Raw genomic sequence first — 12510 nt, forward strand, 5'->3', positions numbered from 1 at the left:
ATGTCGCCATTGCGTTCGGTGAAGAAACGCCACCAGCGATCATGGGACACATGTTATTAAAAGAAAACTTGGCGCTAATTGCCCCTAAAAGCGCAGCGATACCCACAGAAAAAACCGTCACTTTAGAAGAACTCATCAGTCACGATTTACCCATTATCGGTTTAGATAGCCGAGACCCTCTGGGCTTATTGCTGCATCAAACCTTATCGGCGCGTGACGAGCATTATCAACATGCCATTACCGTCCGCAGCTACTCCGCGGCGGCTGAACTGGTGAAAAACGAAGCAGGATTCGCGATTGTAGACCCTTGGACTGCAAAACAATATCGCCAAGATAATGCCGTTTCCGTGCATGCTTTGGAGCCAAATATGTCCTTCTCTGTCTCTATTTTATTCGCAGAGCACACACCTCAATCCATTGCGACAAAGCAATTTATCACCGCCCTAAAACAACAGATGGTTTAAAGGTATAACCTGAAGTTATACCTGCCTAACAAATAAGCATTCGGTTTCCTAAATCAGTCTGGCTACATTAATGAGCAATAACGATGACGAAGGGAACCATCATGCAAATTGCTCAACCTTACCTACTTTTTCTTGGCGATGTAACCGATCCACTCGCAGCAAAAACCGCGCGTGGCATATATCAATGGCGACCTGAGATTTGTCTTGGCCAAATCCGCCTGACGCCAGAAACCGTATCGCTTGGTTTAACCGACATGACACTACAACAAGCGCAGCAGCAAGGAGCAAAAACGCTGGTGCTTGGCACTGCAAATCCAGGAGGCGTCATTCCCGAAGCTTGGCAAGCAACCTTACTTGAAGCGGCAGAGATGGGATTTGAAATTGCATCGGGCATGCACCAACGTTTGGCGGAATTTGCTCCCCTTGCCGATCTAGAACAACGCGGATTAACCAAACTGTATGATGTTCGCCATTATGATGCCCCGCTCAAGGTCGGCAATGGCAAAGCTCGCGCAGGCAAGCGAGTACTTACTGTAGGGACAGATTGCTCCGTTGGAAAAATGTACTCTGCCCTTGCCATTGAGCATGCATTGAAGCGTAAAAACTGTCGTGCAGAGTTCAAAGCAACGGGTCAAACCGGAATTCTCATCGCAGGCAGTGGCATTTCGATTGATGCTGTAGTTGCCGATTTTATCTCCGGCGCAGTAGAAGCGATCAGCCCTGAGTTCACCGATCACGATTGGGACATCATCGAAGGGCAAGGTTCATTGTTTAACCCTTCATTTGCTGGCGTAAGTTTGGGCTTACTTCACGGCGCACAAGCTGACGCTCTGATACTGTGCCATGAGATTGGTCGCCCGCACATCCGCAACTTACCACATGCGAACTTACCAACCATTGAACAAACGATAGAAGCGAATCTGGCCGCTGCTCGCCTAACAAATCCAAACGCTCAATTAGTGGGTATTTGCTTGAACACTTCGGCGATCAGCGAAGAAGATGCAGCCCAGTTATGCCAGGATTGGAGCGACAAATACCAGGTGCCCGTCACCGACCCTGTGCGTTTTGGCGTTGATGCGGTTGCAGATAGGCTCCTTACGATTTAAGAAACATTTACGGTTTAGAAAATAACTGCGGTTTAGGGAAAACTAGTGAGATGAAAATTCATGTAGAACCCGTCACGATTGCCATGGCGACACCATTTCGCATCTCTCGCGGCAGTCGGACAGAGTGCCACGTAGTCCGCGTGACAATTGAACATCGAGGCATGACCGCCCAAGGTGAATGCACGCCATACCCTCGTTATGGTGAATCGGTTGAATCGGTGATTAAGGCGATTTCTCACGCCGCGCATGAACTGCAAAGTTTGTATGCCAAAGGCGAAGCTGATGTCATGGTTCTCAAAAGCCAGCTTCAATCGTTATTACCCGCAGGGGCGGCAAGAAATGCATTGGATTGCGCCCTTTGGCATCTTCACGCGCTTTTGAGCCAAAAGCAGCAGGTTCACGACCTCTTTACGTTACCCGAGGCGATTGTGACGGCGATGACGGTTTCTATCGACAAGCCGCAAGCGATGGCAAAACAGGCACAAGCTTACCTTAGCCAAGGCGCAAAACTGCTTAAGGTAAAACTGGATGGTGAAAACGTGATTGAGCGCGTTGCAGCAGTACGCGATGCCGCGCCGCACGCACAAATTGTCTTAGATGCGAATGAAGCGTGGCAAAACCTCGACCTCGCGACGGTATTTGCTCAACTCGAACCGCTAGACATCACCATGATCGAACAACCGTTGCCACAAGACTGCGATGACGTACTCGCCAGCATTCCGCACCCCATTCCACTTTGCGCCGATGAAAGTTGTCACACCAGAGAGCAATTGCATCAGTTGGTTGGCAAATATGAAATGGTGAATATTAAGCTAGATAAAACTGGCGGGCTCACTGAAGCACTATTATTAGCCGACGACGCCCAAAAACTCGGTTTTAGCCTCATGTCCGGTTGTATGTTGGGGACGTCGCTGGCGATGCGAGCCGCGTTACCTATTGCTGCTCAGGCAAGCGTTGTCGATCTTGATGGCCCGGTGTTACTAGGACAAGATGTAACGCCAAGCTTGGTTTATCGCGACGGCGAAATCGTTCTTTCCAAATAGCCTAAACAATCCAGAGGTTTTGCTCCAAAAGTCAGAACCTCTGAGTTTATGATCTCGATTAAAAAACAATCAGCCCCATCATGAAATAAATCACATAAATTATATGGTTATTGAGGCATGCTAAGATTCCAGTAGTCCAAGAAGGTGGTCTTATGCATCGAGTCATCCGGAAAATGACGTGGAAAACGAATAGGCGGTAATCCCGCCCTACTCCAATGCAGTGCGTGGGTTTCTATAACAACCCACTTCCTAGCAATTCGTAGGTTTTTCACGCCATCTTGCAAGGAGGCTTTATGCCTATCAATAAAATACGCAATATCGCTTTTGTCGGTCAAACCGGGACCGGTAAAACCACACTGATAGAAAAACTGCTCTTCACCTGCGATGCCACCCACCATTTAGGCAGCGTAGAAAAAGGCGATACTGTTACCGACTTCGACCCTCAATCCATCCAATATCAACACAGTATTGAAGCAACGCCAGTCGCACTGCGCTGGAATAAACACCGGCTCAATATCATCGACACTCCGGGACAAAACGAGTTACTTGGCCGTACTATCAGCGTTTTTCCTGCCGTTGAAACATCCGCCCTTGTCATCGACCCTCAAACACCGCTTAACCAAACTTCCGATCGCTTATTCACCTTTGCAAAAGAGCAGCAAAAATGTCAGATGATCATCATCAATAAGCTCGATAACCACGGTAATCAGTTAGAGAGATTGATGGAGAACATCGTTGAGCATTTTGGTGACCACTGCTTGCCGATCAACTTACCTTCGACTGACGGGGAATCTGTAGTTGACTGCTATTTCGAACCAGAATTGGGACGAGAAACCTTACTTGCAACAGTAGATGAAGCTCATGAGACCTTAATTGACCAAGTCATCGAAGTCGATGAAGAACTGATGGAACTGTATCTGGAACAAGGCTCTGAACTCACCGCAGAGCAACTGCATGATCCGTTTGAAGAAGCACTGAGAACTGGACATGTGATTCCGGTCTGTTTTGTCTCAGCACAAACCGGCGCGGGCGTCGAGTTGCTGCTGCGCACCTTGGCGGAGATCATGCCCATGCCAAACGAGGGTAACCCTCCTCTACTGGAAAAGAACGGCAAAAAAATCAAAGTAAATTGCGAAACCTTAGAGCACACCGTCGCACACGTGTACAAAGTCAGCGTCGACCCATATATGGGAAAACTTGCCTACTTACGTGTGTATCAGGGTGAAATCAATGCGGGCAGCCAGCTTTATATTGGCGAAAGCAACAAGGCATTTAAAGTTGGGCACTTATATCAACTGCAGGGCAAAGATAGAACCGAGATCCCTCGCGCGCTTGCAGGCGACTTCTGCGTTTTAGCCAAAGTGGATGATCTCGAATTCGATTCAATCGTTCATGACTCTCACGAAGAAGATGGTGTTCAACTCAAAACGTTGGACCTTCCTGACTCCATGTATTCTTTGTGCTTGAAGCCTCTTAAGCGTGGAGATGAGCAAAAATTAGGAGATGTGCTGAATAAAATTGCCAGTGAAGATCCTTCGCTGCGCATCGAACATCGCGCTCGCACCAACGAAACCATCATCAGCGGCCAAGGGGAGTTTCACCTCAAAGTCGCATTAGAAAAGATGGCGAACGTGTACAAACTGGACGTCGAAACCTGCCAACCAAGCGTCGAATACTTTGAAACCATCACCAAACCTGCCGAAGGGCATTATCGACACAAAAAACAAAGTGGCGGTGCAGGCCAATTTGGTGAAGTGCAATTGAAGGTTCGTCCACTCGAACGTGGTGCCGGATTTAAGTTCATCAACAAAGTGGTGGGTGGCGCCATTCCAACCGCGCTCATTCCTGCTGTTGAAAAAGGTATTTTGCAAGCGTTAGAGGAAGGCGCGATTTCTGGCAACCCAATTAAGGATGTGGAAGTCACCGTTTATGACGGTAAATATCACTCCGTCGATTCGAAAGAAATAGCGTTTGTCATCGCAGGTAAGAAAGCCTTTTTAGATGCGATTAACAACGCAGATCCTATTGTGCTAGAACCCATTGTCCAGATGGAACTGCACATCCCAACCGCGAATGTTGGCGATGTTTCTGGTGATTTATCTGGAAACCGAGGCTTAATCGAAGGCTCCGAGCCAATAGACAGCAGCTTCACCTTACTCAGAGCCAAGTCACCAGTAAATGAGCTGCAAGATTACGCTCGTCGATTGCGCTCCATCACGGGTGGTGAAGGCAGTTTTAGTATGACTTTAAGCCATTACGAGCCCGCGCCACCAGCAGTGCAAAAACAGGTCTGCCAAGGCAGTGCACAACAAGGTTAATTCCCTAAGATTCAAATCAATCACATAAACAAAAAAGCGCCCTCATTTTGAGGGCGCTTTTAGGTAAAAGAAAAATTATTTATCGAGAGACAAACCTATCTGACTGATTTTGCTTTCAAACTCTTCGATGCTGTTCGCTTTGTAAGTCGGAGCACCGTTAAAGTAGCGCGGTTTCTCTGGCAGCATCGCATTTTTCAGCTCTTGTTCTTGATCGATATTGTCATGGTAAACCGTTACACGATTTGGAATATCCTGCTTCATTACAGCCATTTTGGTTCTCCTTTATTAAGACGAATAGTAAGCGTAGAACGAATTTATCGGAGTACAGGCGAGACTGTGTAAAATTTAGACACTCACAGCAAAATCATATTTAAACGGTTGCATTTAATATTTTTGAGGCACTTTGTCGTGGCTATTGGCAAACGTGAGTGCAGCGATTAAGGTGAGATTTCTCTACATGAACACAGGAAGTCCGGTGTCGCAACAAGAACTCAACCAAATGGGCAGTGCCAAAGTTTTTCTCATCGAAAAAGATGGCGTCCAAGTAATAGAAAAACGTAACCCTACTCAAATAGAAGTGGCGTTTTATCAACGCTATGCCGAGCAGTTTAACGCGCTTGGAATACACGTACCGCGCTTGATTCAACTCGACGACCAGAAAAACGTTCTGCACATTGAATACGTTCCCCACGCAGTCGAGCAAGCATTCTTACTTGAAGATCCTCGAGTCATTGAACAACTCGTCAAACTGCACCAACTTCCACCAATATCAGATGGTATTTATCACCGCCATCAGTGGACACCACAAGCGACCCAACAAGCACTCGCAACACTTGAACTGGGCTCAGAGACAGAACAGTTCTTCCACAACCTCCAACAACGATCGGCGCACCTTTTCGATGGACAGAACTTGATCTCCGGAGACTCGAATGCTGGAAACTGGGGACAGCGTAGAAATGGCGAGCTGGTGCTGTTCGACTGGGAGCGCTTCTCTACAGGGCATGTCGCGATAGATTTAGCGCCGCTCATCGAGGGCATGGGCACATTTGATGATTACTTGAACGTAGCAGGCAAGTATATAAAGTGCGCAGAGAAAGGTGAAACAACAGCATTGGCGCGCGATATCGGACTAGCAAAAGCGTGGATCGTTGTCGAGGTAGTCAACATACTGGTCTCCAGAGAGAATCCGCAGACCAGCAAGTATTTGGACTGGTTTCGGCAAACCTTGCCGCAATGGGCCAAAAGCCTTAGTGCTCAGGTGATGAGTTAGGCTCTGAGATTTGATGTAAACGCCTTTCAGGTTCTGCGCATGAGGTTTCGCAGTTGCATACTTTATCAACACCGACGTTGTTTAAACCGCCGCAACTTCCTTGAATACGCTTGTTATGAAAAATGACACCAAGTGACATCAACAAAATGATTGCGAGAAAACCAAGAAAGGTAAATAACCAAACCATATTAACCTGCCTTATTAGCCATCGACTCTAGCTTAAGTATAGCAGGGCTAGATGTTGCTTTGAGTAGCGCTTTAGGTCTTGCCAACAAGGAGGTTTTTGATTTTTGGCCACCACAACCACAGGAGCCGCAGCCGCCTTTTTCTTTGTGAACACTTTTCTTATGATTGTTTGATGGACGTCCTTGAGAGGGCTCAATCAAAGGCTCTCTTGGAACCGCAAGCACATCTTCCAAGGAACTACGAGTAGACAGCCTAAATACTGGCGTGCCACTGCTAAGTAGCTTTGCCAATACACGTTCACCGATATTTCGCACAAGAACAGCATCCACATTGTACCCTTTTAGAGACTGAATCAACTGAGACTTCGCATTACAACCCGCTTGTGGCATAGAAGCTATGTTCGCTAAGTTTTTTAGCATACCGTCAGTATCAGAATAAATAGCAATGTATGGTGCTTTTACAAAGTGGTTTGCCACCCGCTCACCATCATTAGGAATAGCATAAATCATAAGTTTGACTCCTCATTCGGAAAAACTAATGCATGACCTTCAACTAAACTTTTTGCGACTTTCAACCTTGCACTTTTTACTGTGTTACCAAAAGTTTGTCTAGAAACGCCCATCTGCTCCGCAGCTTGCTGCTGGCTAAGCCCCTCTAAGTCGGCTAAACGTAGCGCTTCTAACTCTTCTGGTAATATGGCGACTTGCTCCAACTGATTAAATGGAATGCCATTGGGCTTAAAGCAGTGGTGAGCCGCACGTCCGCATATTCGTCTTTCTATCTTTGGTCTTGCCATCATTGTCCCTCAAAAACACGGAGTCAAATTACGCCTTAAACTGGCATATGCCAATAACATTTTTAGCATATGCCAATAAACTAAGTTTGCAAAAATCAACACGACAAATACGTAATACATCAGCATTAATTAGACATCTAATAATTTAGAAATTTCGATGACAAACGAGCAAAAAGATCAATTCTAATTAACCGGATAATAAAAACGTTAGTTTGCGCAGATTTTTCATACAAATACACGCTAATGTGTTCATTTTATTGAAGAAGAAAAACTATAATCCAAGCAAATCATTAGTTTGAACACTAATGATTGTTTTATTTTAAAGGATGTATACCTAAGGAACGAAAAAGAGAAGTTTGACGATATTCGCCTGAGCTTAAAGAGTAATACGTTCGATAAAGAACCTGTCGAACGACCATTACTTGGCCTAGGTGCCCTACTCTTCTTGCCAAATTAAGTTTCTTGAAAGCGCTTAGGTATATCAGAAAAAGGAAGTACATATGTCTGACTCAAATTGGCTCAGCGAATTCCCGGAAATGGATGCCTCTGATCTCAGGGCGATTCGCAAAACACTCGACGGCGCCTACAGAGATTTCTCTCGCGAGTATGGTGAACTCATTGAGTCTCTGTTTGATCCGCTCCTGGCGTTTCTTGTCTGGTTTGAAAAACTTCTGATTTCTACACCTTGGTTCATTATTTTAGGTGTCTGCACCACTCTCGTTTATGCCGCTAGCCGCTCTTGGAAACTGGCCGCTGCATGTTTTGGTTCGCTGATTCTGATTGGCTATTTTGGAATGTGGGAAGATACTATGCGCACGCTCAGTATCATCACTGTATGTACTATGCTTGCCATCGCACTTGGTATCCCTATCGGCATCGCTATGGCGCGCTCTAATCGCATTCAGTCGGTGGTAACACCATTACTAGACGTCATGCAAACCATGCCGGCATTTGTGTATCTCATTCCAGTTGTGATGTTATTGGGCATCGGGAAAATTCCTGGCCTTATCGCAGTAGTGATCTACGCGATTCCACCGGTTATTCGTTTAACCAATTTGGGCATTCGTCTAGTTGATAAAGAAGTATTGGAAGCCGCAACCGCATTTGGTGCCAGCACTCGGCAACGGCTTTTTGGGGTTCAGCTTCCGCTTGCAATGCCAACCATCATGGCGGGAATTAACCAAACGATCATGATGGCACTGTCAATGGTGGTCATCGCATCAATGATTGGGGTAAAAGGTTTAGGTCAGCCTGTTCTAAAGTCTATTACCAATCAATATTTCACTCTTGGTCTTCTCAATGGTTTAGCAATTGTCGCCCTAGCAATCCTTTTTGACCGTGCTTCACAAGCGTATGCGAAACGCACTCAAGCTCATTTAGGAGACTCAAAACATGACTAGTCCACTTATCGAAATCAGCGGTCTGTATAAAATCTTCGGCCCCAAACCCAATAGCGTGATTGAGCGCGTTAAGTTGGGACATAGTAAAGAGCAGGTTTTAGCGGAAACGGGCCACACGGTCGGACTAAAAGACATCAACCTGCAAATTCAAAAGGGTGAAATTTTTGTCATTATGGGATTATCCGGTTCTGGAAAATCCACCATGATTCGCCACTTCAACCGATTAATCGATCCAACCATGGGGCAGATTTTGGTAGAAGGGGTGGATGTCATGCAACTTTCTAACAAAGAGCTTGAACAGTTTCGCCGTCACAAGATGTCTATGGTGTTCCAACGCTTTGGCTTGCTGCCTCATCGCACTGTTATCGACAACATCGCATATGGTTTAGAAGTTCAGGGAATAAATAAAGAGGCGCGCTTAGAAAAAGCAAATGAATGGTTAGAAACCGTTGGACTGACGGGTTATGAGCACCAGTATCCTGCTCAACTATCGGGTGGACAGCAACAGCGTGTGGGCCTTGCACGGGCACTGGCTACCGACGCCGAAATACTGTTGATGGACGAGGCTTTCTCAGCATTGGACCCTCTGATTCGGAGCGAAATGCAAGATCAGTTGGTAGAGCTGCAACAGAAGCTGCACAAAACCATTATTTTCATTACTCATGATTTAGATGAAGCGCTTCGACTTGGCGATCGCATCGCGATTCTTAAAGACGGTGAACTTGTCCAACAAGGTTCACCGGACGAAATCTTACTGCATCCTGCCGATGAGTACGTTGAAGCCTTTGTAAAAGACGTCAATAGAGCGCGAGCACTGACGGTCGAAACGCTGATGCAGCCACCTTCGTACTGTGTTCGCGCTGAAACCATTGAAGATGCGCTGAGTGAAATGAAACGTGTTAAACGTGATTATGCCTACCATGAGACCAATGCAGGCTATCAAGGCGTGATAACACAGCAAGGATTGCTAAACGCAGCGAAGTTAACTCACCTATCAGATTGGCGTGATGATATCTATGAAGAGGTGCCTACCATCTCTCCACATTTAGCCATTGAGCAAGTGCTGACTGAAGTCATGTCGTGTGAATATTCACTGCCCGTCATCGATAAGCACGGCAATTTGAAAGGCGAATTAAATCGTCAGGTTATTGCGGAGCTGTTTTCTGATCAACGAAGCACAAAACGAGGCACTTCACGCTCAAGCTTCAATAACGTTTCTTAGATGATGTTGATAATACAGCTCACAACAATGTGGGCTGTTATCAATTAACTCGCTCACAATCCCCTTTTAGATATTTGTCTGTGGGCTCAAGCTTGATACCCAAAGCAACATTTACATTGTTCTGATTTTCCTGACAATTTCATGCTCATATCCGGTTTTATTGACATAGTTAGATCATTCTATTGCTTTTTGATGACGCAAATCCTCGATAAATGTCTACTATTACTCTCATACAAAATCTTGATTTAAAGAGGGATAAAATGAAAAAGACAATGTTGGCACTAACAGGCGCGGTAATCATTCTTGCAGGCTGTCAAGATGAGAAACCTGCCGAAACAAGCGCAGTTGAAGTACCTCAGGCAACGGAAACTGAAGTCACCACCAGTGCAGACGTTACGACTGAGACAATTGACACGTTACCAGTAGAAGAAGAACAGGTAATTACTGAAGAGACATTTGTAGACTCTGAACACAACGCACAAAGTGCTCTGGACTGGAACGGCACCTACAAAGGAACACTACCTTGCGCGGATTGTGCTGGTATCGATATGACCATCACACTAAATCAAGATGGCACTTACGTACTTGAAGAAAGCTACCAAGACAAAGAAGACGGTCAATCAAAATCTGAAGGTCAATTCACTTGGGACGCAAATGGCAGCATCGTAACGTTGACAAATGAAGATGCACCAAACCAATACTTTGTTGGTGAAAACGTACTTATGAAGCTAGACATGAATGGCGAAAAAGTAACGGGTGACCTAGCACCACTATACAACTTAACGAAACAGTAAGAAGCTAGTATCAATACCTGATAAATACCCAAAATCCGAGCCACCCCAGCTCGGATTTTTTCGCTGTTTTAACGAAAGCTATTCCAGCAACCTTTCTATTCTGAAGCAACATTCTGCTTCTTACCCTGATTGTTCATTACATTTCCATACGCTTTGCCGATAGATGCTTACAACGTCATTTTGTACAGTGTTCAAAACAAAACAGAACAACTCGGAAAAATGATGAAAAAAACATTAATTGCACTACTTACTCTGACAGCTGCTGGCTCAGCTTTCGCTGGCGATACTTACATTCGTAACGGTAACATCTACAACAACGAAGGCGGTTGGAACGTAGAAGCTGGTGTGGCTCAAGGCAGCGATCTTTTCAAAGATCAAAAGCATAATACAGCACCAATTCTCAACGGTGGTTACCATGGTGACGACTTTAATGCCGACCTAAGTGGCATTAACTACCGCTTCTTCGGTAACACCAATGAGTTAATCAACATGAGTGCCTACCTTGTAGGTAGCGGTGTAATGCGCGACGGTGATACAGCGAAAAGCCTGAAAGGCACAGATAAACGCCGCTTCGCCGTCGATCTAGGTTTAAACGCAGACTTTACACTGGATCAAAACAACGTCATTTCTACGTACCTTCAGCACGATATCAGTGGTGCTTACAAAGGTTACTTAGCGGGCGCGACTTACTTCCACATCATGAAATTCGGTAGTGTTGATTTTGTTCCTTTTGCTAACCTAACTTATCAAAGTGAAGACTACGTAGATTACTACTTTGGTGTGAAACAACGCGAAGCAAACGCAAACCGCAAAGCATACAAAGGTGATTCAACAGTAAGCTATGGTGTGGGCTACAAACTTGTTATGCCAATCAACGACAACTGGCAAGTAAGCCAAATGACACAATACACGCGCCTAGGCAGCGGTATCAGCGACTCATCTATCATTGATAGTGCAAACCAATGGGTTGTTGGCGCAAGTGTGTCGTACAACTTCTAATCCGATACGCCCTTATAAAGCCATCATTTCGATGGCTTTATGCGTTGGACATTTGCATAATCTTGAACACAGACTCTAGTGTGAATGAGCAATCCATAACCTATGTAAATCGCTATAGCCTGTATTCTTCACCTGCACACCTCGCACTTGCTGTGTTTTTGTCACTTCTTCGTAGCCAACAAACAAAGGCAAATATAGGTACTGATCGCGCAGCGCTTTCTCTAGGTTTAATAAAGACTGTAGCGAGTGATCATCTGCCATCGCTCTGCGAACCTTTTCTCTATGGCTTAACATCTGGCTTTGATCAAAACTAAAACGCAGTCCAGTTGCTATCGACAGCCATTCGAAGATGCCATATTCAAATGGTGCTTCCATGACTTCCTCAATGAAGAGCAAGTCTGCTTGGTGAGACACTACCTCAGGAAAACTAATGTCATCAATAACAATGATCTCTAACTCTAATCCCGTTGCACGAATCACACTGTGCAACCATTCGGAATGACGAATTAAACTCGGAATCGTCCAGACAGGTTCAGCTAATACCACTTTACCTTTCAGTTTAGGTATCACAACACCATCTGTTATTGATAAATCTTGCTCGTGAGTCTCTAACTGAATGCTGTCAACGGCACTTGGCGCATCATAAATTCGCTTTTGCACATGGATGTAATCAGCGAGTTGATACCAAGTCTCTTTTGTGAGTTGGGATTCCACGCGTTCGCGGTAGGTCACATATGAAAATGCGCTAATTTTTTCCACTTCAACGTGATCGGAGCTTTGGTTAAAGCTCAACATATTTAAGGTTTTAACATCTCCATGAGACAGCGTTATTTGATCTAACAATGCGCGTGCTGAAAAATACTCTTTGTGCGCTTCAAGAGTCATACTCTCCTGGTTCCAGCCGCTGATTTT

13 protein-coding genes and 1 pseudogene are annotated in these 12510 nt (G+C 45.4%); 9 read left to right on the top strand and 5 right to left on the bottom strand.

Going from position 1 to position 12510, the window contains the following annotated elements; all coding sequences use genetic code 11:
- The 4 genes from IQR33_RS24865 to fusA form a co-directional block, all read left to right on the top strand.
- The coding region (locus tag IQR33_RS24865; protein ID WP_265575809.1) for a LysR substrate-binding domain-containing protein at nt 1-464 on the top strand (464 nt) is incomplete at its 5' end.
- A 101-nt stretch (nt 465-565) separates the two neighbouring features.
- Nucleotides 566-1570, top strand: a complete 1005-nt coding sequence (gene dgcN / locus IQR33_RS24870; protein ID WP_104980432.1) for an N-acetyltransferase DgcN — start codon at nt 566-568, stop codon at nt 1568-1570.
- A 50-nt stretch (nt 1571-1620) separates the two neighbouring features.
- Nucleotides 1621-2613, top strand: coding sequence for an N-acetyl-D-Glu racemase DgcA (gene dgcA / locus IQR33_RS24875; RefSeq protein WP_033906306.1), 993 nt, complete (start codon nt 1621-1623; stop codon nt 2611-2613).
- A gap of 293 nt (nt 2614-2906) precedes the next feature.
- Nucleotides 2907-4931 carry an elongation factor G gene (fusA, locus tag IQR33_RS24880; RefSeq protein ID WP_104980430.1) on the top strand — a complete coding sequence of 675 codons (2025 nt, stop codon included), beginning with the start codon at nt 2907-2909 and terminating at the stop codon, nt 4929-4931.
- A gap of 75 nt (nt 4932-5006) precedes the next feature.
- On the opposite strand, the gene IQR33_RS24885 is transcribed toward fusA, so the two are convergent.
- Nucleotides 5007-5201: a hypothetical protein gene (locus IQR33_RS24885; RefSeq protein WP_005373920.1), complete on the bottom strand. Its 195-nt coding sequence runs from the start codon at nt 5199-5201 to the stop codon at nt 5007-5009.
- A 187-nt stretch (nt 5202-5388) separates the two neighbouring features.
- On the opposite strand from IQR33_RS24885, the gene IQR33_RS24890 reads away from it, so the two are divergent.
- Nucleotides 5389-6201 (top strand): phosphotransferase, encoded by an 813-nt coding sequence (locus tag IQR33_RS24890; RefSeq protein ID WP_170890210.1) that lies wholly within the window; start codon nt 5389-5391, stop codon nt 6199-6201.
- On the opposite strand, the gene nqrM is transcribed toward IQR33_RS24890, so the two are convergent.
- From nqrM to IQR33_RS24905, 3 genes are read right to left on the bottom strand one after another with little or no spacing between them, the layout of a single operon-like run.
- Nucleotides 6179-6388 (bottom strand): (Na+)-NQR maturation NqrM, encoded by a 210-nt coding sequence (gene nqrM, locus IQR33_RS24895; protein WP_025768002.1) that lies wholly within the window; start codon nt 6386-6388, stop codon nt 6179-6181. The genes IQR33_RS24890 and nqrM overlap by 23 nt on opposite strands.
- Before the next feature lies 1 nt (nt 6389).
- Complete coding sequence (locus IQR33_RS24900) at nt 6390-6896, bottom strand: NifB/NifX family molybdenum-iron cluster-binding protein (protein ID WP_104980426.1); 507 nt, start codon at nt 6894-6896, stop codon at nt 6390-6392.
- Nucleotides 6893-7183, bottom strand: a complete 291-nt coding sequence (locus tag IQR33_RS24905; RefSeq protein ID WP_005373924.1) for a DUF134 domain-containing protein — start codon at nt 7181-7183, stop codon at nt 6893-6895. The genes IQR33_RS24900 and IQR33_RS24905 overlap by 4 nt, the downstream gene beginning before the upstream one ends.
- Nucleotides 7184-7683: 500 nt before the next feature.
- Here IQR33_RS24905 and IQR33_RS24910 point away from each other — a divergent pair, with 500 nt between their 5' ends.
- From IQR33_RS24910 to ompV, 4 genes are all read left to right on the top strand, one after another.
- Nucleotides 7684-8583: an ABC transporter permease gene (locus IQR33_RS24910; RefSeq protein WP_005373926.1), complete on the top strand. Its 900-nt coding sequence runs from the start codon at nt 7684-7686 to the stop codon at nt 8581-8583.
- Entirely contained in the window at nt 8576-9805 is a 1230-nt protein-coding gene (locus IQR33_RS24915) for a quaternary amine ABC transporter ATP-binding protein (RefSeq protein WP_104980425.1), read from the top strand. The genes IQR33_RS24910 and IQR33_RS24915 overlap by 8 nt, the downstream gene beginning before the upstream one ends.
- A 260-nt stretch (nt 9806-10065) precedes the next feature.
- Nucleotides 10066-10599 carry a copper resistance protein NlpE gene (locus tag IQR33_RS24920; RefSeq protein WP_005373930.1) on the top strand — a complete coding sequence of 178 codons (534 nt, stop codon included), beginning with the start codon at nt 10066-10068 and terminating at the stop codon, nt 10597-10599.
- A 222-nt stretch (nt 10600-10821) separates the two neighbouring features.
- Nucleotides 10822-11598: an outer membrane protein OmpV gene (gene ompV / locus IQR33_RS24925; RefSeq protein WP_104980423.1), complete on the top strand. Its 777-nt coding sequence runs from the start codon at nt 10822-10824 to the stop codon at nt 11596-11598.
- Between the two features lie 75 nt (nt 11599-11673).
- Here the strand turns inward: ompV and IQR33_RS24930 are convergent.
- Nucleotides 11674-12510, bottom strand: a pseudogene (locus IQR33_RS24930) (transporter); the annotation flags it as partial.

The organism is Vibrio sp. OPT46 (assembly GCF_015163535.1).
Lineage (GTDB): Bacteria > Pseudomonadota > Gammaproteobacteria > Enterobacterales > Vibrionaceae > Vibrio > Vibrio alginolyticus.